The organism is Paenibacillus sp. V4I3 (assembly GCF_030817215.1).
GTDB lineage: Bacteria > Bacillota > Bacilli > Paenibacillales > NBRC-103111 > Paenibacillus_E.
Window position 1 is genome coordinate 5,088,371 of the sequence record NZ_JAUSZA010000001.1, and the last position, 25,296, is coordinate 5,113,666.

The following is a 25,296-nucleotide window of genomic DNA, read 5'->3' on the forward strand; positions in this document are numbered from 1 at the left end:
AAAGGATAAGTTCTCTACATATTGAATTTAAAAAAATACTCATGGTTTGACTGGTTTTAGTAAGATTTTCCGTCTATATAGTGTATGGGATGTTGAGGTGAGTTATGGAAGATAAAGAGGTGGTTAAATCTGCGAACCAGGGCGATTTAGAAGCGTACTCGGCATTAGTTTCTAAATACTCAAATGCAGTCTATGCAACGGCATTTAGCGTAATAGGTGATTTCCATTATGCCCAAGACATAGCTCAAGAGGCTTTTGTTAGTGCGTGGAGTAGTCTAGGAATGCTTAAGGATTCCGATAAGTTCGGAAGTTGGTTATTTACTATCACCAGAAGTTTGAGTATTGATTGGCTTAGGAAAAGGCGTGCACCTTTAAACACTCTTTCGGAAGCCTACAATATTCCGACCCCAGTTTCAGTAGAAGAAGTAATTGAAATTAATGAAACAAAGGAAAAGGTTTGGGATGCGTTAAAGTCATTAGATGAGAAATACAGACAGGTAACAGTTATGTATTTCATCAGTGGATTTAATTCTAGGGAGAATAGCCAATTCTTAGGTATTTCTTTGAGTGCTGTGGAAAGCCGCATAAGACGCTCAAAGGAACTATTAAAAAAGGAGTTGTTTGAGATGGTTCAAGAGACACTGGCAACACAGAAAGTTGATAAGGATTTTGAGCAAAAGGTAATTAAGCATATAACGGGAGTAGCCTGCATCAATATCCCCGTTAAAAACATTCAGAAATCAGTGGATTTCTACATTAATCATCTAGGTTGTGCATTAGTGCGGGGGATTTTAAAGACAGATGATGGTGGAGGTAACGCTTTTATAAAGCTTGGAAACGGACCCGTCCTTCTCCTGCAGCAAGAAAAGGAAGAATACAAAATTCATTTTATCAGGAATGGCAATCCTGCACCGATGTTCGAATTGTTAACAGAAAACGCAAAGGAGTTTTTCGCGGTTTTAAAAGAAGAAGGTGTGCTAGTAATAGGAGATATTCAGGAAAATTCATGTGGAGACCGTTTTCAAGTAAGTGACCCAGACGGGAACAGAATTACGATTATTCAATGTTAGCTAACTCTTTATTCTACAACATTTATGGAAACAGGAGTATGCCTTGCTGCGTGTCCTTTTTTTCTTGTTAATAATGATTGTGAAGACTCAAGGTCGCATTAAGCTAACGGATAAGTATGACAAGTTCTGCTATAAGCGACTAACTTCGTGAAAAGCAGGAGATTGCAATGAGTAATCTTAACTTTACAACCGAGGATGGGAATGACGGAACCATGTATCCCGAAACCATTCCGCCAATACTCCTGCGCGCGTCATGACTAACAGGTCATGTGGTGTGAAGTACAGGTAGATTCGGCAGAACGAAGGCTAGAGCCATTCGAATAGAAAAGGTATGCTAACGGATATGCCGCGCGGCTGAAAAACTGGATATGGTGAGAATGTTCAAACAGACTGAACTGACGAACTTCCGAATGTACAGGTCTAAAGTTAGAGCATATGGAAACATATGCACCATCAAATGATGGGGTGAGCGGCGTAGAGTAAGAATTTTTCCTATGAAATACGCTATGCCAAACAATGGCGGCATTGGTCTCACAGGCTTAGAGGAAGCACCTAAGTCCAGAAAGAATAGCTAGGATGTAAGGGACTTGGAAAGCAAGGGACGTTGCAACAAGGGCTGTTACCCAAAACGGTTGTTATAAGGCACATGCCGAAATACATTAATCCTTGTGAGGGCAGGGGCGCGACTGGTGAATCTCCTGTAATGGGAGTGGAGGAACAGCCCCAAGTCTAACTGAAAAGAAAAATTGTTTTCCAAGCGTGAATTGCACCGATCAGGTAGGAACGTGGGAACATCAATGGATGCCACAGTGCAAGCTACTAGGATGACAAAACGTCAATATCCTTGAGTAACGAGGAACTTATGATTTAGTAAATTCAGTTAGAGGGAACGCCGGATGCCGGGAAACTGGCACGTCCGGTGTGGAGCAGGGGAAAAGCTGGAGATGACATCAAATGCTTACCTATTGTTACCGATAGTGGGGCTGCTACTTTAAATAGCTCCTCTTTTGTTTATTGAACGGGAAGGATTATACCATCGAAAGGTTAAATTCTAATCCAATAGCACGGAAGCGGAGTGTATTTATGAATTTTAAACTTATTGATATGAACGGAGTAGCTGTACTTTCTTTACCAACAGGTTATGATTTATTAGAAGCTTTTATCGGAACAAATCTTCTAGAAAAAAATGAAAAGGGTATGTGGGTGAGGTTCAATATGATCGAAGTGTTGGATTCAAGGTGTTAGATGGCAAGTTCACTCGTTAAATAGGAGGATTACATGGCCTGGAGCAAATTGAAGCAACTTCTGGAGAGCTTTCTCTGTCCTGCGCTATATGGAAGGTTCGAATACCGCGCAACCAGCTACCGTTATTTACCTGATAAAGCAGGTCTTTGTTATATTGCGGTAGATAAAAAGAACATACTCAATATGAGTGATGTAACTACCTTAATCAGATGGTATCATACGGAGCTGGAAATAAAGAATGATCCAAATATCCAAATTCCTATCAACAATGAAGAAATTGAAGCTGTCAGAAAAGATACCAAGGGGATAGTTCCGGAGGATCGTCTCAAAGTAATTGCAAGAAATAGAAAAATATCAGAATATGCAAAGGAGCTTTTATCAGAACAGTCAGCATTAAGTAAATCCAATTTTATTGTTGTAGCAAATAAGTTTTTATCTATTTCTATAGAGGAAAGCCTAGAGAGCAATGTTATCTTATTGAATATTTTAGCTTTGGTGGACAGAAGAGTTGGAAAAAAGCGAATTTTAAACATGACCGAGAAGATGAAGTTAAAGCATCCAATTGTGCAGTATTTTTATGAGCTACGGCTTAGCACGTTATGAATGTTAATGTTTACTATCAAAATGCCAAAGTTATATGGCTGGAATATAATATTTATAGGACTAGAATATGTTAATACTGAATACTGAATACTGAATACTGAATACTGAATACTGAATACTGAATAGTGAATTATGATATATTTTGTTATTTCCATGTAGTAGCGTTTAGGGGGTGGGGGAAAACCGGCGGGCTGCGGCAAAACGACTCTACTATGTGAATCATACAAGTGAATACACACATGGGGAGAGTGGGTCATTTCAATCTTTTTTTTGAGTTTGACGCGGAAAGGGGTAGTTGTCGGAAGTCAAAATAGAGTTTTGAAAAATATTGCTTTTGCTTCAGCAATTGAAAATAGGAAGATTACTTATGCATCCGCTCTCATTAAATATTGATGAGAAACGGATGCTTTTTTGTAGGCAAGTAAATTTGGACATGATTACCATAATATTACACATTGCTAGTATGAAAGCGCATTCATATACTTGGAAGAGGAAGCTATTTCTATTTCAATTGGAGGAATGTCAAGGGTGATACGTTTATTTAGACGAAATTTGATGATTCTGCTGGCCATTCTGTTAGTACTGCCGTTTCAAACGATGGCCTATGCGAATGTTCCGTCAAGCGGACCGAGTGTTACAGACTCGTCAAACACTGCTGGCGGTTCGGTCGTTCGGATCAAAAAACAAGTGGAAGGGCAATTATCTATACGAAGATTCGTCTGGTGTTGTCCGCTACGGTTATACGAGCGCAGCGGATCAATCAGCGAAATGGCTGCTGGAAGATGCACCAGATGGCACTGGTTTTAAACGAATCAAGAACATGCAGACGGGTCATTACATCACCGTTAACCATGTGACCAAGCGATCTGATGCTTTGACTGGCGATGCAATAGGTAGCAGTTCAGCTAATGACCAATGGCTCATTCAGGATGCTAGCCGGGCTGGCTATGTGACGATTCGCAGCGTGAAGGATCTAACACAAAACCTGTTCATCCACGAGGAAGACCAGCTTGGCTACGGTCAAGTGAGCTCCGATATCGGGGCTACCTGGGAAAGTCCACAGTGGCAATTAGAGACTGCCAGCGATGAGAGTCCTGTTCGAATCGTCAATCAGTATCGCGCAGGACAATACTTGTACGAGGATAAAGACGGTCTTATCGAATTCGGCAAAGTGCCCATGGACGATACGAACTCACACTGGTTCATTGAACAGGTGGCAGCTAATGGCGACGGGTCAACAACAGTGCGTTTAAAGAACCGGGCCACAGGTCACTACATTACACAAGGTACATTCTGGGATAAAATAAAAAGTCTTCCGTTTACCGGTACAACTAAAAATGAATGGACCATGGCAGTAGGTATAGCCGATGGATGGGTAACCTTTACAAACGTATTCGCAAAAGGAACCGACCGGCTTCCAGGAGATACTGATGATATTGAAGCCGGAAGCCAGACCTATGTGCTGAACAGCCAATTCGATGATACGTTCGCCCGTTCCAACAATTGGTCGATACCCACGCGAGATAATGCTCAGTGGAAAATCGAGATGGCGGCAGATGTAAAGCCTGTCCGTATCGCCAATTTCACTTCTCAGCAGGTGAGTGACAAATATTTGTATGAGGATCAAGACACGGTGAAATATGGGCCGATTCCATCTGGAACCGTGACAGGGAATGTGTATCAGTGGATTGTTGAAGATTATAACGGCAAGAAACGAATTCGCAATCTCGACACCGGCAACTATATCAGTATGGAAAATATTTTACAACCCGGTGATCCGCTGCAAAGCCTGCACCAGCCGAATGGCTCTGGAGACGATCAGTGGCAGATCAGCAATTCATTGATGTACGACGATTATGTAACGGTGCAAAGCGCTGTATATGCGGGGACTTATATCCATGTAACGAATGGTCTTGGTTTTGCCCAATCCAGCGTGGCAAATCCGAATACGGACGAGGTTCAATGGCTTTTTGAAGATCCATCGGTGGTAGCCGGCGTGAATCAGTACGTGCAAATCGTGAATACATGGACCTCTTTGGCCTTGTATGAAGATACCGATAGCAATGTGAAATATGGCAATGTGAAATCGGACAATCAACGCGGGCAATGGCTAATTGAGAAGTTCGCTGGTCGCAAACGGATCAAAAACCGCGCCACAGGCCATTACATCAATATTCAAAATCCTGTGGACGGACACTTGAAGGTGACAACTGTCGAAGATTCGTGGACCAGCGCGATTTGGGTTATTGAAACTACCGGAGATACGAAGCAAATCCATAGTGTAAATGATCCGAATCAGCAACCTAATCAACAGAAGTTCATCAATGTGCAAAATCTGAATAAATACGCGGAATACAGTGAAATTCTTGCTACATGGGGAAGCAAAAACTGGAGGTTTGTTCCGGTTTCGGACAGCACACTGCCGATGACGGCGCGTTTTAAGAACAAACAAACAGGCCAATACCTTTACGAAGACGCCGATCATAACATGAAATACGGAGATCTCCCGTCATCTGATCTTTCTTCTGTTTGGGTCGTCAGTGTCTCCCAAAATAACTCGACGCAAGTTTATCTCAAGAATGCGAAGAGCGGTTACGGCCTTGCTTTGGAAAATGTCGTACCTGACATTGAAAAGGACAATCCGCCTGAGAACCTGATGTTGTACGAAACGATTTACTCTACGTGGGGCAGCGCTAACTGGGTGCTACTAGACTCAAATACACCTGGTTATGTTATTCTAAAAAGCGGTTGGAGCAACGCGCATTTCATTTACGATGAAGTCGGAACAAACGGCGTCAAAATTAGTAAATTAAAAGCAAACGATGATAGCGCACTATTCGCTGTAGAACCTGTACGAATAACAGCAGAGCTTCCGACTGGCCCAGTGCGTATCAAAAGTTCAGATAAAAGCCAGTATTTGTACGAAAATAGCAGAGGAGCTATCCTTTACGGAACGCCAGACGCGGACAACGCCTATTCGTATTGGACCATCGAATTCGCGGGCGGCATTCAGCGCATCAAAAATGCAGCTACCGGCGGTTATATGACAATGAACGATACGTACGCTTACATGCAGGACACGGCTGCATCCATCGATAACCAAGCGTCGCAGTGGGTAATCGAGGACGTTACTGGAACAGGTAAATTCCGTATACGCAGCAATAATGGTTCATTTAACGATGAATACCTGAATACGGTGAATGGAGCTGGTTATCCAGAACGAGGTCTTTATGTCCTGCAAGGAGATTCGGAGAAAAAGCTGGAATGGACCTTTGAGTCTGCAACGGGTACGCTTAAGACTCCAAATAATTCCGAAACTAGAAATGTATACACGACAACGCCGGTTATTGACGATACCAACTATGTTCGTATTGGTAATAAACAATCGGGTCAATATGTATATGAACAATCGGGATTAGTTTTACTTGGCAGTCAAAATGAATTGCAAGCAAGCAGCGAATGGCTGGTCCAGCAAGTGAATGGACATCAAGCACTGAAAAATCGCGCGACCGGACATATGCTCGAATCTCTTGTAGACAATCAAGTGGCCAGCTCCAATAGCGATAGCAGTATGCGATCAGCGCAGTGGAATATCAATGACGTGTTGGGCTATAAACAAATTGTCAGTTCCGTCACTGGACAGCGTCTTTTTGCTCAAGATGGGGCCGTTAAGCAAGGAACAACTGTTCAATCGAAAGATTCAGCGCTTTGGTCTTTAGAACCTGTTCTTGGAGATGCCGTGTACGAACTGGAAAACGCATTCCTTAGCGGCGGCGTTCAGTCTGGCTCAAATCTGGCGGGTTATTCCGGCAGCAGGTACGCAGATCATTTCGTGGCTGCAGGTGCAAGAGCGATTGTCGCTGTGAACGCGCAAGAAGCTAAAACGTATGCAGCGACAATTCAGTACGCGAATACATCGGCTGCCGATCAAACGTTAAGCTTACTTGTTAATGGCATCCAAACGCAGCAACTGACTTTTGCCAAAGGAAACGGCTGGCAAGCCGTTCAAGTGAATCTTCCGCTTCGCGCAGGATTCAACTCTGTATCCTTCGAATTCGCAGCTGGGGATAGCGGCCATGTTGCAATTGATTCTTTGATCGTTCATCAAGCAGTAAACAAAGCTTACAGAGGCGCTATTGAAAGCTATACAACTTATGAAGCCGAACAGGGAGAAACGAACGGCATAATCGTTGGTCCATCGCGCACGTACCATGAGTTGGCTAATGAAGCATCAGGTAAGCAAGCGGTGAAGATGGATCAAGTCGGTCAGTTTGTGCAATTCCAGGCCGCACATAAAGCCAACTCACTCGTATTGCGTTACTCCATTCCTGACAATGCGGACGGAACCGGCATGAACGCGAAGATAGGACTTTATGTGAACGGTACGAAAGTTAAAGATCTGGATTTGACTTCTAAATATGCTTGGGAATATGGCAACTATCCTTGGTCGAATGATCACAAGCAGGGCAGCGCACACCGCTTCTTTGACGAAATTCATACACGGATCAGCAATGTGGATGCGGGAGCGACGATCAAGTTGCAAGTGGATGCAAATAGCACCGCGTCTTCGTATTTCATTGATTTTGCTGAAATGGAGCAAGCTCCTGACACTGCTTATACAATGCCAGCCGGATTCGTTTCAGTCACGGATTTCGGAGCGGTTCCGAACGATGGTCAGGACGATTCACAAGCATTCAAGGATGCTTTGGCAGCAGCAAGCTTGCAGCATAAGGGAGTTTGGTTCCCTGTGGGAGATTTTGAATTATCCAATGGCAGCGGATCGGATCCTGGGGTAAATGTCAGTCAGGAAACGATGCAGCATGTGTTCCTTCTTAACGACGTAACCATTCGCGGCGCTGGCATGTGGTACACGAATCTGAAAGGAGCTAAATTTTTCGGAAACGGAAATAACATTCGCGTGTATGACTTGGCTATTGACGGCGAGTTGAACATCCGTAATGACGACGCACATACGAATGGGTTTGAAGGCGCATTTGGAACAGGCTCCACGATCCAGAGCGTTTGGATTGAGCATACGAAAACGGGAATGTGGATTGCGCGTCCGAGAGGTGATTTTGGCGTCAGCAAGGATCAATACACAGATGGTTTCTATGTCGGCGGTCTGCGAATCCGCAACTTGATGGCGGACGGTATGAACTTCAGCACGAACACGAAAAACAGTATGGTCGAAGAGACGAACGTCCGCTACGCCGGGGACGACGGTCTAGCCATGTGGTCGACTTTGAACGAAGGTTATCCAGGCGATTACACGGACAAAAATACGTTCCGCTTCGACACTGTCCAACTGCCATGGCTGTCCAACAATATGGTTGTTTTCGGCGGTAAGGATAACAAGATGACAGATAACGTGCTCAAAGATACAATCGGTCTCGGCGGGGGAATCACTGTCTCCACAAGGTTCAGTCCGGTTACGCCTCTTGACGGAACGACGCTTGTTCAGCGCAACACACTGGTTCGAACAGGAAGCCGGGATGCTGGCCTTAATCTGAATATTGGCGCAATCTGGGTTTATGCCGATACGAAACCGATTGCAAGCCCTGTCCTAATTAGCGATAACATTGCGCTCGACAGTATGTACCAAGGCATTTCCATCCAAGGAACATCACCTGTAAACCAAGTTACATTTAAGAATAATGTGATCGATGGTGCAGGTACAACCGGTTTGGAAGTCGCAAATACCGTTGCAGGTTCTGCAAGCTTTGATAATGTAATTATCCGCAACGCCAAAATCCAAGATGTAGCCAATAATGCCGGTGCGGGTTTTGTTGTTAACGAAACAGGCAAAGGTTTTGCGAGCACGAAAGTCGAACCAAGCATGCCAACTGTAAATCCTACAAGTGGACCATCTGGCACGACAAGCAATAGCTTGGATGTGCCAATCGTTCAGATCACTGATCAGCAGATTGCGGATTTTATCAAAAATAATCAACCCGTGATCCGCATTCAAAGCGAATTAATAGATAACGCAGCTGAGTTCCAACTGCCAGTATCCTCATTGGTGAAACTCGTGACTGCGATGCCAGATGCGCAACTTATCATTCAACATTTGAATGCAAGCTTTGCACTTCCTGCCGATATTGGGAAGTTGCTTACTGCGCAAGGCATAAGCGGTGTAGATCTTTCAAAAGCTACGCTGAAAGTGAGCATCGTGAAGCAGGATGGCGATCAAAGGAGCAAGGTCGAAACGCAGGCTGCCCAGCTCGGCGGGAAACTGCTGGATTCACCAGTTAGCTTTGAGGTTACATTGATCGCTGGTGACCAGACCCTAGTACTTAATCATTTTGGTCACATCTATGTTACCAGAACGTTGACCGTTGAAGGTGCGGTAGACGCCTCATCGGCAACAGCTCTTGTCTATCATCCGGAAACTGACGAGTTCCAATATGTTCCTGCTTTGTTCTCCATCGTGGACGGTAAAACAGTTGTAACGATCAAAAGCACGACGAATAGTATCTATACCGTCGTACTCCTTAACAAAACGTTTGCTGATCTTACCGGACACTGGGCGGAATCGGAGGTCGAATTGCTGGCCTCAAAGCTGATCGTAAACGGAAAATCGGACTCCTCCTTTGCACCGGACGATCAGGTGACTAGAGCAGAGTTCGCGGCTATGCTGGTGCGTGCGCTGGGGCTTGCTGCAAGCGTATCACAGCCGAAGCCATCTGCTTTCCACGACATCAACACTCACGATTGGTTTGCTTATGCCACTTCTACAGCGGCTGAGTATAGACTTATCGAAGGCGATGATACTGGCAATTTCCATCCTGATCGGGCCATTACGCGTGAAGAAATTGCCGTTATGATCGAGCGGGCACTGAAGCTTGCGGATACGAATCCAGTTGTAACACATGCAGATGTGTTGCGTGTATTCGCAGATCGTGTATGGATAAGCGAATGGGCCAAAGACGCTATGCAAGATATCGTCGCTCGTGGCTTGATGCAAGGCCAAAGTGATTCGTCACTCGCGCCACAGGCGCTGGCAACGCGTGCGGAAGCGGCGGTTCTGCTGCATCGACTGCTGCAAGACGCGAATTTAATGAATAAATAAGTAGGCTCAGACGAAAGAAAAGAAGACCTCTCACTTGCTGAGAGGTCTTCTCGTTATACCATTCATGAAATAATTATTGCAATGAAATAATTCTTCCTGAAATTGTATGAAATGCGTAATTTCACACACAAACCCAGTAAGGATGCACATAGTACGCTCATTCACATGTTTGTTATGATTAAGATAGCGGCCGTCGCTAGGATAGGAGGTGGAGGTTAGTAATTAAGCGGCCTCAATCTAATCGCTGAAGGAGTGGGGAGCGCTTTCATTTTTTGTGACAGGTACCTGCAAATTTTACATGTTTACTAAATTAGGAGGTTTAATTTTAATGAAGTTGCAGTTCAATCGAGTTCATAATTCAAGAATTATGCTTGTCGCTCTTATTTTGGCGGTATTGTTCGCTCAGTTAGGAATAGCAGTGCCAGCTGCTCTTGCAGCCACGAATCTATCGGCAGGCAAACCAGTCACCGCTACTGGCTATAACGATGTCTATGTGGCGACTAACGTCAACGACGGCAATCAAGCCACATACTGGGAAAGCACGAATAATGCATTTCCCCAATCGATTCGCGTAGACTTGGGAAGCACGTATTCCGTCAATCAGGTCGTGCTGAAGCTTCCTGTCGGCTGGGGAACGCGGACCCAAACGCTTTCCGTACTCGGTAGCTTGAATGATTCTACATATACCAATCTCACAGGCTCAGCTAGCTATACATTTAATCCTACAAGCAACAACAATGTGACCATTAATTTCACGGCAGCTTCTGCCCGATATGTCAAATTGACAGTCACCGCCAATACAGGCTGGCCTGCTGCGCAGCTTTCCGAATTTGAAGTATACGGAGCCGCGACTGGGGATACACAGGCGCCGACTGCACCAGCAAATTTGGCGTATACGACGCCTGCTTCTGGTCAAGTCAAACTGACATGGAATGCTTCAACGGACAACGTCGGCGTAACCGGCTACGACATCTATGCAAATGGCAGTCTGCGCGGAAGTGTAGCTGGAAATGTGCTGACTTACACCGATAACCAACCGGATACGGCCACGGTCAGTTACTACGTTATAGCGAAGGATGCAGCAGGCAATGTCTCTGCCGCAAGCAATACAGTAACGCGTAACGGCAGTGTCGCAAGCGGCACCAACCTCGCTGTGGGCAAAACGATCACAGCATCGTCAAGCACGCAAACATTTATCGCAACAAATGCGAATGACGGCAGTGCCACTACATACTGGGAGAGTGGTTCCGGTGCTTATCCGGCTACGCTTGCCGTTAGCTTGGGCGCAAATGCTTCCATCTCGTCTGTTGCTGTCAAGCTGAACCCAGACCCGGTGTGGGCAACGCGTACGCAAACGATCGAAGTGTTGGGAAAAGCGCAAGGCAGCACGGCATTCACGACGCTTGTTTCTCCCGCTACATACACGTTTAATCCGTCTTCCGGCAACGTCCTTACAATTCCGGTGACAGCGATAGTCAGCGACGTACAATTGAAAATCACGGCGAACTCCGGTGCGCCGGGCGCTCAAGTTGCCGAGTTTGAAGTCATTGGTACCCCAGCTCCGAATCCAGACCTGACGATCACCGGCCTGACTTGGACGCCGAATTCGCCAATTGAAACCGACGCCATTACACTTAACGCTGTTGTGAAAAATATCGGCACCGCCTCCTCAACGGCGACAACCGTTAACTTTTACGTAGGCACGACGAAAGTCGGATATGCCCCAGTAGCAGCTTTAGCTGTAGGTGCAACGGCTACCGTGTCGGTGAACATCGCAGCCCAAACGGCAGGCAGCTACACACCGACAGTGAAAGTGGACGAGGAGAATGCCCTCATCGAGCTGAATGAAAGCAATAACAGCTACACAAGCAGCTCCAACTTGGTTGTTAATACGGTTCCGAGCTCTGATTTGGTAGGTACCGCTTCATCGGCACCAAGTAATCCAGTAGCCGGCAATAATGTATCCTTTACTGTAAATCTGAAAAACCAAGGCAACATCGCTTCTGCGAGCGGCGCTAATGCCCTGACCTTAGTTCTTAAGAACTCTGCTGGTGCAATCATTCAAACATTTACTGGATCCTATAGCGGTGCCATCGCAGCGGGAGCATCCGTCAATGTGAATATGGGAACTTGGATAGCTGTTAATGGCAGCTACACAATAACCACGACGGTTGCGATCGATGCTAACGAAGTAAGCATCAAACAAGCAAACAACACAAGTGTGACAAACCTTTATTCGGGACGTGGCGCTAATATGCCTTTTACCGTTATTGAAGCGGAATTGCCTTCCAATGCCACAAACGGAACGAGATTGGTTCCGAACTTTACACCTGGCGACTTTGCCGGTGAAGCCTCCGGACGATCGGCGGTTTATCTGGACACAAATGGCGAATATGTCGAGTTTACGCTGACCTCACCGGCCAACGCTTTTGTTCTGCGTAATGCCGTTGCTGAAAATACGACGGGAACCGTCAGTATTTATGCCGATGGTGTAAGTAAAGGCAAATTCAGCGTATCCTCTAAGTTCTCTTACTTGTATGCTACGCCTACTACGCTTGGTCGACTCGGTTATGATAATTCGGGTACGAAAGCTTACTGGCTCTATGAAGATTCCCAACTGATGCTTGACCAAGTCTATCCGGCAGGAACGAAGATCAAAATCCAGAAGGATGCCGGTGACGTTTCTTGGATCTACGTAGACATGATCGAAACGGAAAACGTCGCTCCGGCTGCTTCCAACCCCGATCCGAGTAAATACGTCCAGGTTACGGCATCGAAATCGATCGATCAAGCATTGAATGAATTTAGACAAGATACAACAAAGAAAGGGATCTTCATACCAGCTGGCTTTTGGACAATCAATAGCAAAATCTTCATTTACGGACGCGCAACTGAAATCATCGGCGCGGGCCCATGGTATACAAAGCTGACGGCACCACAGGATCAATCCAACACAGATGTTGGCTTTAATATTGCTGCGACCGCGAATGGCTCAACCATCAGAGACTTATCCGCTTGGGGTAACTATCAGTACAGAGTGGATGGACCTGGTAAATTCATCGATGGTAATGGCATGCAAAACGTAACGATTCAAAACATCTGGGCGGAGCACTTCGTCTGCTTGTATTGGGGAGTTGGCGCTTCTAACAATACGTTCAAAAACAACCGGATTAAAAACACATTTGCAGACGGAATCAACATGACCAACAGTTCCAACAACAACATAGTCGACAACAACTACGCGAGGGCAACCGGCGACGATTCCTTCGCAGAGTTCAGTGCGGTTGATGCCGGTGGATCGTATAATGTAGGCAACAAGTTCACTAACCTTACCGCGGTTACTGTAAGACGTGCGGCTGCTTTTGCGGCGTACGGCGGTTCGGATAACTTGTTCCAGAACCTCTACGGCGCAGATACGTTGACGTATCCGGGTCTAACGATCAGCAGCTTGAGCTTTGGTTACAATACCTTGGGCTTTGGTGACGTGGATACCGTATTCGACGGCATCACTCTGGACCGTACAGGCGGAGATTTCTGGACCAGTGTAGGAGCAGACGACAAGATCAACGATTACCAGAACTTCGGAGCAATCTGGTTCTATGTCGGTGATCGTGCATTCAAGAATATCGTGGTCAAAAATGTCGACATCAACAACTCAGTGTATTTCGGGCTGATGTTCCAGAATATGTATCCGAATGCGCTTGCAATGCAAAACGTTCGCATAGAGAACGTCAACATCAATAATCCGACCCGCTACGGCATCAAGCTTGTTGCTAGAGCGGAGCAAGGCCAAGGACCGGTTGTCGGTGCGGCAAGCTTTACTAATGTAAAAATCAATAATCCTGGTGTTACAGCTATCTATGGTGAATCATTGAGCCCGAACTTTACGGTCAATAGAGTTGCCGGCAACAACTGGTGATGTGGCTTAATTAATCGAAAAACAGCTTACTCGGATAACCGAGTAAGCTGTTTTTGTTCAGCCATCGCGCCCCGTTCAAGATGTGCACCAATGTGTGAACGAAACAGCCTGCTTGGTTAAGCGTTAGTGATCGTTATTGACGTGTTACAATATAAAGAAATCTTCCTTAAATTGTATGAATTTCGTAATTTTGCACACGAACTAAGTAAGGAAGCACATCGTGCTCTCGTTCACTTGTTTGTTATGATTAAGATATCAGCCGTCGCTAGGATAGGAGGTGGAGGTTAGTAATTAAGCGGCCTCAATCTAATCGCTGAAGGAGTGGGAAGCGCTTTCATTTTTTTGTAACAGGTACCTGCAAATTTTACATGTTTACTAATTAGGAGGTTTAATTTTAATGAAGTTGCAGTTCAATCGAGTTCATAATTCAAGAATTATGCTTTTCGCTCTTATTTTGGCGGTATTGTTCGCTCAGTTAGGAATAGCAGTGCCAGCTGCTCTTGCAGCCACGAATCTATCGGCAGGCAAACCAGTCACCGCTACTGGCTATAACGATGTCTATGTGGCGACTAACGTCAATGACGGCAATCAAGCCACATACTGGGAAAGCACGAATAATGCATTTCCCCAATCGATTCGCGTAGACTTGGGAAGCACGTATTCCGTCAATCAGGTCGTGCTGAAGCTTCCTGTAGGCTGGGGAACGCGGACCCAAACGCTTTCCGTACTCGGTAGCTTGAATGATTCTACATATACCAATCTCACAGGCTCAGCTAGCTATACATTTAATCCTACAAGCAACAACATTGTGACCATTAATTTCACGGCAGCTTCTGCCCGATATGTCAAATTGACAGTCACCGCCAATACAGGCTGGCCTGCTGCGCAGCTTTCCGAATTTGAAGTATACGGAGCTGCGACTGGGGATACACAGGCGCCGACTGCACCAGCAAATTTGGCGTATACGACGCCTGCTTCTGGTCAAATTAAATTGACGTGGAACGCTTCAACGGATAACGTCGGCGTAACCGGCTACGACATCTACGCGAATGGCAGTCTGCGCGGAAGTGTAGCTGGCAATGTACTGACTTACACGGATAACCAACCGGATACAGCCACGGTTAGCTACTACGTTATAGCGATGGATGCAGCAGGTAATGTTTCTGCCGCAAGCAATACAGTAACGCGTAATGGCGTAGTCAACTCCGATACACAGGCGCCGACTGCACCAACAAATTTGGCGTACACGACGCCTGCTTCTGGTCAAATTAAATTGACGTGGAACGCTTCAACGGATAACGTCGGCGTAACCGGCTACGACATCTACGCGAATGGCAGTCTCCGCACTACTGTAGCTGCAAATGTGCTGACTTACACCGATAACCAACCGGATACGGCCACGGTCAGTTACTACGTTATAGCGAAGGATGCAGCAGGCAATGTCTCTGCCGCAAGCAATACAGTAACGCGTAACGGCAGTGTCGCAAGCGGCACCAACCTCGCTGTGGGCAAAACGATCACAGCATCGTCAAGCACGCAAACATTTATCGCAACAAATGCGAATGACGGCAGTGCCACTACATACTGGGAGAGTGGTTCCGGTGCTTATCCGGCTACGCTTGCCGTTAGCTTGGGCGCAAATGCTTCCATCTCGTCTGTTGCTGTCAAGCTGAACCCAGACCCGGTGTGGGCAACGCGTACGCAAACGATCGAAGTGTTGGGAAAAGCGCAAGGCAGCACGGCATTCACGACGCTTGTTTCTCCCGCTACATACACGTTTAATCCGTCTTCCGGCAACGTCCTTACAATTCCGGTGACAGCGATAGTCAGCGACGTACAATTGAAAATCACGGCGAACTCCGGTGCGCCGGGCGCTCAAGTTGCCGAGTTTGAAGTCATTGGTACCCCAGCTCCGAATCCAGACCTGACGATCACTGGCCTGACTTGGACGCCGAATTCGCCAATTGAAACCGACGCCATTACACTTAACGCTGTTGTGAAAAATATCGGCACCGCCTCCTCAACGGCGACAACCGTTAACTTTTACGTAGGCACGACGAAAGTCGGATATGCCCCAGTAGCAGCTTTAGCAGCAGGTGCAACGGCTAACGTGTTAGTAAACATCGCAGCCCAAGTGGCAGGCAGCTACACACCGACAGCGAAAGTGGACGAGGAGAATGCCGTTTTTGAGCTGAATGAAAGCAATAACAGCTACACAAGCAGCTCCAATTTGGTTGTAAATGCGGTTCCAAGCTCCGATTTAGTAGGTACCGCTTCATCGGCACCAAGTAATCCAGTAGCCGGCAATATCGTATCCTTTACTGTAAATCTGAAAAACCAAGGCAACATAGCTTCAGCAAACGGGGCTCATAACGTCACCGTAGCTCTTCAAAATTCTTCTGGTTCAGCCATTCAAACATTTACTGGCTCTTATAGCGGTGCCATCGCAGCGGGAGCATCCGTTAATGTAGCCCTTACTGGTACATGGACCGCAGTAAATGGCAGTTTCACGGTAGTTGCAACGGTTGCAGCCGATGCGAATGAAGTAAGTATGAAACAAGCAAACAACACTAGCACTACAAGCCTTGTTGTCTATGCTGCACGTGGTGCGAGCATGCCATATACCCGATATGATACGCAGGATGCATCCATCGGTGGTGGTGCCAATGTAAAGTCCGCACCTACATTTGATCAATCGCTTACCGCATCTGAAGCTTCTGGTCAAAGCTATGTAGCTCTTCCTTCGAACGGCTCCTATGCGCAATGGGTAATCAGACAGGGGGAAGGCGGAGCAGGTGTAACCATGAGATTTACGATGCCAGATTCGAGTAACGGCATGGGATTGAACGGTTCGCTTGACGTTTATGTAAACGGCGTTAAAACCAAAACCGTTTCGTTGACATCCTACTATAGCTGGCAATATTTCTCCAGTGACCAGCCTGCAGATGCGCCTGGCGGTGGACGTCCGCTTTTCCGTTTTGATGAAGTGCACTTTAAACTGGATACAGCCCTCCACCAAGGAGATACGATCCGTATACAGAAGAACAATGGAGACAGCTTAGAATATGGCGTTGACTTCCTCGAAATTGAGGCAATTCCTACCGCTATTGCACGTCCGGCTAACTCGGTCTCTGTAACCGATTACGGTGCCGTTCCGAACGATGGACTAGATGATCTTGCAGCTTTTAACTCTGCTGTCAGTGCAGCTGTTTCATCTGGAAAAACGTTGTACATTCCAGAAGGAACGTTCCATCTTAGCAGCATGTGGCAGATCGGTACTGCCAGCAACATGATTAATAACCTAACGATTACGGGTGCAGGCATTTGGTTTACAAACATCCTATTTACGAATTCAAATGCGGCTGGCGGCGGCATCTCGTTCCGTATCAGCGGTCAACTTGATTTCAGTAACGTATATATGAACTCGAATCTCCGTTCGCGTTATAACCAAAATGCCATATACAAAGCATTTATGGATAACTTCGGGACAAACTCCAGAATTCACGACATCTGGGAAGAACACTTTGAGTGTGGTTTCTGGGTAGCCGATTATGCTCACACGCCAGCTATTCATGCCGATGGTCTGCTGATTGAAAACAGCCGTGTCAGAAACAATCTTGCCGACGGCATTAACTTCTGTCAAGGAACGAGCAACTCAACAGTACGCAATTCAAGCTTGCGCAATAACGGCGATGATGCTCTCGCTGTTTGGACAGATAACACCAATGGCGCTGTAATGGGTGTAAATGATACCTTCACCTTCAACACAATTGAGAATAACTGGCGCGCAGGTGCTATTGCATTCTTCGGAGGAAGCGGACACAAAGCTACTAACAACTTAATTGTAGATACTGTTGGTGGTTCCGGTTTCCGAATGAACACTGTATTCCCGGGTTACCATTTCCAAAACAACACCGGTATCGTGTTCTCGGATAATACCCTAATTAACACGGGTACTAGTCAAGATCTTTACAATGGGGAACGTGGTGCGATCGATCTAGAAGCTTCCTCGGATCCTATACAAAATCTGACTGTCTCCAACGTTACTATTCTTAATACGCAACGTGATGCAGTTCAATTTGGTTATAGTGGTGGATTCCAGAATATCAACTTTAATAACGTTACTATTGACGGTACTGGTCTCGATGGGGTGACAACTTCACGCTTTGCAGGACAACATAAAGGTGCTGCTATCTATACGTACACGAATAATGGTTCTGCAACGTTTACTGGATTGACGACCAAGAATATTGCTTATCCTAGTCTCTACTTCATTCAGACCGGTTTTAATTTAACAATTAAATAAGTCAAATTCATGTTTGTCGGCGGCGAGGAGGTCATTAAAACTCCTCGCCTTTGTAATCCACTTAAGTCCGAGCCAGCTTAATGGACAAGTAGGGGAGATAGGCTGTTTAAATTGTTTATCCTCACAATTCGGAACATAAGACACAATAACCGTAATAAAACACATGTTAATTGCCATTTGTTGTACAATAAAATGGTATTGATGCATAAAAGGATAGTGAGGTGGCCGCATGGTTAATATTTTGGTTGTAGATGACGAGCCGATGATTTGTAAAGGCGTGGCTACCATATTGAAACAGTCGAATCTGGACATCGCTGAGGTGTTTATCGCATATAACGGTTTTGAAGCGTTGGATTTTATACATTTGGAGAAAATCGATCTTGTTTTTACGGATATACAGATGGAAAAGATGAACGGTATTGAATTAATTGAAAATATATTCATGAAAGATCCTACGATTCCAATCGTCATTTTATCCGCCCATGGCGAGTTTGAGTACGCACAGAAGGCGATCCGTTTCGGAGCCAAGGAATATTTGGTCAAGCCGATAACGTCGCCTCATCTCATTTCGGTAGCAGCTAAGTTGCTGGGGGAGAAGAAAGAGAAGCAGCGGCATTTCTCGAATTGGGAGAGCAGCCGAACCCTGTCAGAGCATACGTCGCTCGAGATGAATTATTACTTGAATGAGCTTGTCACCGGAACGGTCCATGAATCCGAGGTACCTGCCATTATGGAGAAGCTTGGAACCCGAATGAGGGGTACGCATTACAGCATGTTAGTGATCAAATTATCCCTAGATCGAGGCGGCATTCATGATCAGGAAATATCGACGCTGAAGGACCGTAGTCTTCTGAAGTACGCCGCTTTGAATATTATTGAGGAGACCGTGAATCAGTGGTGTCATCTTGTTTTTAATACGCATAATTCTACTTTCTCCTTGCTGCTGCAAATTCCTGAAGAGGAGATTAGGGGTTCTCAGAGCATTAATCAATTGTTGATGGTCGCCCAGATGAGTCACACGAATTTGCAGAAATACGTCAATGTCAAATGTCAGATTGGGATCAGCCGCATTCGGGAGGGTATCACACAGCTGCCTGTTATCTATCAAGAAGCTCTGGAAAGCTTGGCTTGGAGCGAAACACACAAAGGGCATCATATGTTCTACATTGAGGATATTGGCAAAACGACGAACGAGCAGAATTTAACAAACACGCAGGTTGACGAGGCTAATAACCGAATTGTTTATGAGACAAAAACCTATATTGAAGGACACTTCTGTGATAAAGGCCTGAAGCTTCAAGATATCGCCGATGCTGTGCATTTAAGCCCTAATTATTTGAGTTATTTGTTTAAAAAAGTGATGGGAGTCAACATTTGGGACTATGTGACCAAGCTTCGTATGGAAAAAGGGAAGCAATTGATTCTGACCACGGACAAACGCAGGTACGAAATTTCGGAGGAAATCGGTTACGAATCACCAGAGCATTTCAGTAAAATTTTTAAAAAACATTTCGGGTTGAATATTTCGGAGTTAAAACATACGGGTCCGTAAGATGCGACATGATTAGCGTAACAGGACACATCGTCGCTCTTGGCGGTTCCCTTTATAATCGAAAGTGTAGGAACTAACATTTGATGAAACGATTCGAAAGGGGAACCAAACATGAAAGCTAAAAAGGCTTCAGCCATCAGTGCGATTGCATTGACCGTTTTACTCGCAGGATGTGGTACGAACAGTACCACGACTAGCACAACAAGCAGTCCCGCCTCAGCAAAGGAAACAGCAGCAGCAACAGCAACGCCTGCAGCCAAAAAAGTGACAATTACAGCCCAAGGCTTCAAGCCTGACCAGAAGGAAAAGAATGACCAGCTTGACCAGCGGATCAGCCGCTTTAAGGCGAAAACCCCGAATGTTGATTTCAAGAAAGACGACTGGCAGTACAACCCGTTGGAAATTGGGATCAAAATGGCTTCGAATAGCGCGCCAACCGAATATACGACGTATGCAACAGAAGGTAAAGTGCTCGTCGACAAGAAATGGGTCGCTGATATTACCGATTCGATCAATGCCTGGGAACATGCTAAGGACATGAATGATCTTCTTTCCAAACCGTTTGTGGTGAATGGTAAAACGTATGGAGTTCCCATCGACGGTTACGTGATGACCATTACGCTAAACAAGAAGCTTTTCAAAGATAAAGGTGTCGAGCTGCCTCCAATGGATTGGACGTGGGACGATCTGTTAACGGCAGCGAGAAAGATTAATGATCCGGCCAAAGGCATCGCGGGCTTTATTCCTATGGGTAAAGGACCGGAAGCAGGCTGGAACTGGACGAATTTCCTTTACGCAGCTGGCGGCGATGTACAGAAGCTCGATAACGGTAAAGTAGTAAGCGTGTTCAATTCGGATGCTGGTGTGAAAGCGCTTGAATTTTATAAAAAGCTAAAAGACGAGAACTTAATTCCTCAGAACTGGGCCTTAGGTTATGGCGACGCATTGAGCGCTTTCTCTCAAGGACGCGGTGCGATGGTGATGTGCGGAAGCGGCAACGCGGCAGATGCTGCGATCAATGAAGGCGGTATTAGCAAAGAGGATATGGTCGTATATCCAATGCCTTCGATCACGAAAGGCGGCAAGCATACGGGCGTTCTTGGCGGTAACTATCGTGTTATCAATCCGAAGAGTGACAAGGAACAACAGCAAGTTGCTTTCAAATGGATTACGGATGAGTACTTCACAGACGATTTCTTAAATTCCACGAAAAAAGAAATCGAAGACCGTAAAGGGAAAAACCGTGTCTACATTCCACAACCGATTAACTACTGGAAGGATTCCTCTGATTTCGGCAAAAAGTATACCGATTTACTGGCCAAATATGACAACGTATTTAAATACGATCCACAATTGCTGAGCCTATGGGATGGTAAGCCTGAAGCACAGTATGAAGCACAGAAATATTATACCGAGATGGCTAATGTGATCCAAAAAGTGTTCACAACCAAAGATGTTGATTTGAAAAAGACGTTGGTTGATGCATCGAATAAAGTGCAAACGGAAGTATTTGACAAAGTGAAAGTCGAATAGCACCGGAACATCGGATCTAAGCCGTTTAACGGTTTAGGTCTGATTTTATAAAAATATAGAATTTATATGTTTCACACGATAAGTCGACTATATTTCTGGATAAACGCACTGGTCCTAAGAGGACGGCGTAGCCGTTTATTTTGGCGTATGCTTTCGAAGTAAGTTTTCTAACGAAAACTTTAAGGAGTGTTCAACATGGATGCAGAATTGAGTGTTCGACCTGTCGTAGCGAGTAGTACGGTGAAGAAGAAAATCAACTGGTATTTGTGGGGGACGCTGTTTGTCCTTCCAGAAATCGTGTTATTTATAGTATTTTTATGGGTGCCGATTTTTAAAGGGATTTTCTACAGCTTTTACAATATTGATTTTGTTGATGGCAATCATTTCATTGGCTTGGCTAACTATTTAAGTATTTTTCAAGATGGACTGCTGCTCACCTCGATTAAAAATACGTTGTACTATATGGGCTTAGGCGTCCTAGTCGGTTTCTGGGTACCGCCGCTTATCGCAATCGTCGTCTCCGAATTGAAATGGTTTCAGGGGGCAGCCCGCATTATTGGCTATTTGCCAAGTGCCGTTCCGGCTATCGTTCTCTATGGGATGTGGCAGTGGTTTTTTGATGCCGTGGGCCCAATTAACAGCCTTTTACAAACGCTCGGTATTCCAAAAGTGGAGTTCTTCAGTCCAAAGATGGCCATGGGTTCTATTGTTCTGCTAGAAACGTGGCAAAGCTTTGGCGCGGCCACTCTCATCTATATCGCTGCTGTCGTAGGTATTCCTAGGGACATTTACGAAGCGGCTGAGATTGATGGCGCCAGTGTCTGGCAGCGTATCCGCCATATCACCTTGCCAAGTATCAAGACATTGATGCTGCTTCTGCTTCTCTTGCAGTTGATCACGACTTCACAGGGCTTTCAAGCACAATTATCGATGACCGACGGGGGACCAAATAATGCGACGCTAACGTACCTGCTGTGGATGAATCATACGGCGTTCCGTGATCTTGATTTTGGGAAAGCGAGTGCAATGGGCAGCTTAATGTTTTTCGTTTTAATCTTACTGTCTGTGCTTTACAATCTGCTGCAGCGTAGAGGTGAGAAGGCATGAAGCGAGATGAACGTGGCATTATTTCGCCATATGATATGAAAAAAGGCGCTGTGAAAGCCGGTTACACCCTCATGGTGCTGCTGATGATCGTCATTGGCATTACGACGTTATACCCGTTTTTCAATACCTTTTTTGGTTCACTCAAAACACGTGAGGAATTCTTTGCCTTTCCGCCGACCTTTTTTCCGAAAAGCTGGATTTGGACCAATTACAATGATGCGTGGAACGGGTTCGATTTGCCATTACTGACTTTCTTGAAGAATACGATATTCATCTACATGGGAAATGTCGTATGCTCGCTGCTCCTAATTGGTTTAGCTGCCTACGCGTTGTCACATTTGAGGGTACCGTTCAAGAGATGGGTGACGCTCTTTTTCTTAGCGACTCTGTTGATACCGCCAGCCACCTATATCGTTCCTAACTTTATGAACCTGAAAAGCTTGGGCATGATCAATACGTACTGGGCCTTCTGGCTGCCGGCTGCAGCGAATGCTTATTTCATGCTTCTGCTCAAAAACTTCTTCGATGGCATTCACAAAGAAATTCTGGAGGCAGCGAGAATCGATGGGGCGAGTGAATTCAATTCATTCATTAAAATTGCTGTCCCACTTTCAACTCCCATTATTGGGACTCTGCTGATTCTGTCCTTTTCGACAACATGGAACGAGTTCTACTGGCCTAGTATTGTGATGACAGAAAAGGAGATGTACCCGCTTGCCACAGGGATTTATCGGTATGTGGTGTACTCAACCTCGGTTATTCCGTGGAGTGTACGGTTTGCTATCTTGACATTGGCGATGCTGCCGCCGGTTGCTTTTTTTCTCATTTTCCAAAAATTTATCATACGTGGGTTAACCGTTTCCAGTGTCAAAGGTTAGGTCAAAGAACGCCCCTCAGAATGCTTATTCTGAAGGCGTTTTCTTTTGCTTAAAGGAGATTGCGACCGTTATAGCGAAGCTAAGTGTGCAATGAGACGGCTAGGAGTAATAATCTCCGAGGATACGGCTTGAAAGGAAGGAATGTCGGCATGCGAAAAATGCTGCGTAATATGAATTTGATGAAAAAGTTGATCGTATTGCTCATCTTATTCGTCGTCATCCCGATATTGGTATTGGATTTGTTTGTAGCCAAGAAGCTGGAGTCCATTACAGAAGAGCAAGTAGGGAACGCGCTGCTCCAGTTAGTGCGAGGAAGTCATTTGACACTAGACAGAGAGAGCAGTGATTTCGAGGAAAAGACAGAGAAAATCATGATATCTCAGGAAATCCAACAGCTTGCAAGCATCCCGTCCTCATCGGAGTATGAACGATTTGAAATCTTTAAAGCTCTTGATAAATATTTGAACAACTATTCGACGAGTGCGGTGCGATATTCGATGTTTTTTTCGGATACAGATAAGCAGTATTCGTTCGTCCCCAATCCGGATCTTCTGAACAATGGTATTTTTTATTCAACAGACTTGAATGCGCTCTCTTGGTATAAGGAAGTAAGTCAGGCCAAGGGGGAGGGGGTTATTCGTGTTATTGATAAATTCGGATACAACCCTAATAATTTACAAACCGTTGCCTATATGCGCCAATTAAATAGCATTTATAACGGGGAAAGTGTGATTGGTTATTTAGTTGTATCTGGCATTGAGACACCTCTACAGTTGGATTTTTCACCTTTTGACAAGTATGCGGATGCGGAATTGATGTTGTTAAACCAAGACAATATGGTGCTCGCGACGAATACAACCAATTTTGAGATCGGATCCTCGGTACATGTTCCGGCTAATCAAGTAGAAGGGGTTTATAAGCTGAAACAGGCTGATCTTGAGTTCATGTGCGTTCTTCATACAAGTGAATATTCGAAAACGAAATTGCTCATGCGAGTTCCTGTTCAGTCGATTATTATCGATCATATTAGTGTGCAGCGATTGGTTGATTGGATCATGGTTATTTATTTCTTTATTTTGATTTTGGCGAGTATATACTTTATCCAGTCGATCTTGAAACCGATCTCTCGATTAGCCCGCATCACGAATTCTTATCATCCAGGTAGACCCTTAGCTATTTCCTTACACTCGGATAGCAAAAATGAGATTGTTTTACTCAATAATCATTTTATACGCATGACTGATCGCTTGAATCAAACGATTTATGACCAATATGAACTCGAACTGAGGCATAAGGAGATTGAATTATCTATTCTTCATACACAAATTAATCCGCACTTGCTCTACAACACCTTGGAATCTGTATATTGGCATACGCTAATGGAAGGGGCAGCAGAGTCTGCTGAAATGATCAAGGATTTATCGCTAATTATGCGAATTGGGCTTAGCAAAGGGAAGCTTTTAATTCCGGTTATGGAGGAAATCAATCACGCGGAAGCTTATGTTCGCTTGCAGCTATTCCGCTATGAATATGCCTTTCAAGTCCATTGGGATATTGAAGAGGGAGCGAAGCGATTTGTCATGCCGAAGGTCGTTCTTCAGCCGATTATTGAGAATGCGATTCTGCACGGGATTAAGAACATGAGCCAGGATGGGGAATTATGGATTTCGGTAAAAAGCGCGGATGATAATGTCATCATCAGTGTAGAAGATAACGGTTATCGCCAGGTGGATATCGAGATGATGAATGGTATCCTGCAGGGGAAGGAAAATAATCGAGGCTTCGGAATTATTAATGTTCAGAAGCGGATTCAACTGCATTTCGGCGAAAACTACGGTTTACATTACAGCCTTAGAAAAGATCAAGGTGTACGAGCTTGGATCGAGCTCCCGGCTGTACTTGACGAGAATGAATTGAAATAGCTCCATTATCTGGGGCGCTGCCATTTCTTCCGATAAGCTAGAGGCGTAACTAAGTGTTCAAACTGTACTTTGTGCTTAGATACATTATGGTG

Annotated in this window: 11 protein-coding genes; all 11 read left to right on the top strand. The window is 45.3% G+C overall.

The features are described from left to right. Positions 1 to 104: 104 nt before the first annotated feature. Complete coding sequence (locus QFZ77_RS23480; RefSeq protein ID WP_307443081.1) at positions 105 to 1,070, top strand: sigma-70 family RNA polymerase sigma factor; 966 nt, start codon at positions 105 to 107, stop codon at positions 1,068 to 1,070. Positions 1,071 to 2,153: 1,083 nt separating this feature from the next. Then, positions 2,154 to 2,315: a hypothetical protein gene (locus QFZ77_RS23485; RefSeq protein ID WP_307443082.1), complete on the top strand. Its 162-nt coding sequence runs from the start codon at positions 2,154 to 2,156 to the stop codon at positions 2,313 to 2,315. A 33-nt stretch (positions 2,316 to 2,348) separates the two neighbouring features. Further along, positions 2,349 to 2,918, top strand: coding sequence for an SF0329 family protein (locus QFZ77_RS23490; RefSeq protein WP_307443083.1), 570 nt, complete (start codon positions 2,349 to 2,351; stop codon positions 2,916 to 2,918). A 610-nt stretch (positions 2,919 to 3,528) separates the two neighbouring features. Continuing rightward, complete coding sequence (locus tag QFZ77_RS23495; RefSeq protein ID WP_307443084.1) at positions 3,529 to 9,987, top strand: S-layer homology domain-containing protein; 6,459 nt, start codon at positions 3,529 to 3,531, stop codon at positions 9,985 to 9,987. A 328-nt stretch (positions 9,988 to 10,315) separates the two neighbouring features. Then, positions 10,316 to 13,906, top strand: a complete 3,591-nt coding sequence (locus tag QFZ77_RS23500) for a galactose-binding domain-containing protein (RefSeq protein ID WP_307443086.1) — start codon at positions 10,316 to 10,318, stop codon at positions 13,904 to 13,906. Positions 13,907 to 14,303: 397 nt separating this feature from the next. Continuing rightward, positions 14,304 to 18,212 (top strand): discoidin domain-containing protein, encoded by a 3,909-nt coding sequence (locus QFZ77_RS23505; RefSeq protein WP_307443088.1) that lies wholly within the window; start codon positions 14,304 to 14,306, stop codon positions 18,210 to 18,212. A 229-nt stretch (positions 18,213 to 18,441) separates the two neighbouring features. Next, a complete protein-coding gene (locus QFZ77_RS23510) occupies positions 18,442 to 19,764 on the top strand; it encodes a response regulator (protein WP_307443090.1) in 1,323 nt (440 codons plus the stop codon). A gap of 111 nt (positions 19,765 to 19,875) precedes the next feature. Continuing rightward, positions 19,876 to 21,297: an ABC transporter substrate-binding protein gene (locus tag QFZ77_RS23515; protein WP_307443091.1), complete on the top strand. Its 1,422-nt coding sequence runs from the start codon at positions 19,876 to 19,878 to the stop codon at positions 21,295 to 21,297. Between the two features lie 195 nt (positions 21,298 to 21,492). Then, positions 21,493 to 22,404, top strand: a complete 912-nt coding sequence (locus QFZ77_RS23520) for a carbohydrate ABC transporter permease (RefSeq protein WP_307443092.1) — start codon at positions 21,493 to 21,495, stop codon at positions 22,402 to 22,404. Continuing rightward, on the top strand, positions 22,401 to 23,282 hold the full coding sequence (locus QFZ77_RS23525) for a carbohydrate ABC transporter permease (protein WP_307443093.1): 882 nt from the start codon (positions 22,401 to 22,403) through the stop codon (positions 23,280 to 23,282). Before QFZ77_RS23520 ends, QFZ77_RS23525 begins: the two co-directional genes overlap by 4 nt. Positions 23,283 to 23,431: 149 nt before the next feature. Continuing rightward, entirely contained in the window at positions 23,432 to 25,204 is a 1,773-nt protein-coding gene (locus QFZ77_RS23530; protein WP_307443095.1) for a sensor histidine kinase, read from the top strand. Positions 25,205 to 25,296: the final 92 nt, after the last annotated feature.

What these genes read in the sequence shown, in the direction of transcription:
- QFZ77_RS23485 (WP_307443082.1), top strand. Translation starts at nt 2,154, where the DNA reads ATGAATTTTAAACTTATTGATATGAACGGAGTAGCTGTACTTTCTTTA.
- QFZ77_RS23525 (WP_307443093.1), top strand. Translation starts at nt 22,401, where the DNA reads ATGAAGCGAGATGAACGTGGCATTATTTCGCCATATGATATGAAAAAA.
- QFZ77_RS23480 (WP_307443081.1), top strand. Translation starts at nt 105, where the DNA reads ATGGAAGATAAAGAGGTGGTTAAATCTGCGAACCAGGGCGATTTAGAA.
- QFZ77_RS23510 (WP_307443090.1), top strand. Translation starts at nt 18,442, where the DNA reads ATGGTTAATATTTTGGTTGTAGATGACGAGCCGATGATTTGTAAAGGC.
- QFZ77_RS23520 (WP_307443092.1), top strand. Translation starts at nt 21,493, where the DNA reads ATGGATGCAGAATTGAGTGTTCGACCTGTCGTAGCGAGTAGTACGGTG.
- QFZ77_RS23530 (WP_307443095.1), top strand. Translation starts at nt 23,432, where the DNA reads ATGCGAAAAATGCTGCGTAATATGAATTTGATGAAAAAGTTGATCGTA.
- QFZ77_RS23500 (WP_307443086.1), top strand. Translation starts at nt 10,316, where the DNA reads ATGAAGTTGCAGTTCAATCGAGTTCATAATTCAAGAATTATGCTTGTC.
- QFZ77_RS23505 (WP_307443088.1), top strand. Translation starts at nt 14,304, where the DNA reads ATGAAGTTGCAGTTCAATCGAGTTCATAATTCAAGAATTATGCTTTTC.
- QFZ77_RS23515 (WP_307443091.1), top strand. Translation starts at nt 19,876, where the DNA reads ATGAAAGCTAAAAAGGCTTCAGCCATCAGTGCGATTGCATTGACCGTT.
- QFZ77_RS23495 (WP_307443084.1), top strand. Translation starts at nt 3,529, where the DNA reads ATGTTCCGTCAAGCGGACCGAGTGTTACAGACTCGTCAAACACTGCTG.
- QFZ77_RS23490 (WP_307443083.1), top strand. Translation starts at nt 2,349, where the DNA reads ATGGCCTGGAGCAAATTGAAGCAACTTCTGGAGAGCTTTCTCTGTCCT.